The organism is Belnapia arida (genome assembly GCF_016773205.1).
Lineage (GTDB): Bacteria > Pseudomonadota > Alphaproteobacteria > Acetobacterales > Acetobacteraceae > Belnapia > Belnapia arida.
The window spans coordinates 1-328 of sequence record NZ_JAETWB010000204.1 but is presented as its reverse complement, the minus strand read 5'-3'; the positions used below and the strand labels follow the sequence as shown (position 1 = coordinate 328).

The 328-nt window shown below is 70.7% G+C and carries 1 pseudogene; it reads right to left on the bottom strand.

Annotation, left to right across the window (positions count from 1 at the left end):
* Positions 1-328: pseudogene (locus JMJ56_RS33405) on the bottom strand (IS110 family transposase); the annotation flags it as partial.

The window sequence follows — 328 nt, the reverse complement described above, 5'->3', positions numbered from 1 at the left end:
CCGAGGCGAAACCGTGCGGATTGGGCACCATCGCGGCCAGGGCTGTCGCGCCGATCGCCCCGATGCCGGGGATGCTGGTCAGCCGCCGTGCCGTCTCGTCCTCACGCGCATGGCGGACCATGCGGCTGTCGAGCCGCTTAATGCGCTCTTCCAGGGCCTCGATCTGTGCCACCAGATCGCCCAGCGCCTCGCGTGCCAAGTGGGGCAGCCGGGCATCGTCGCCGTCGCGGACTACCGCGATCAGCTCCGCGACCTTGCGCCCCTGCGCCGCCACGATGCCGTACTCGGCAAGATGGGAGCGCAGCGCGTTGACGGTCTGGGTGCGCTG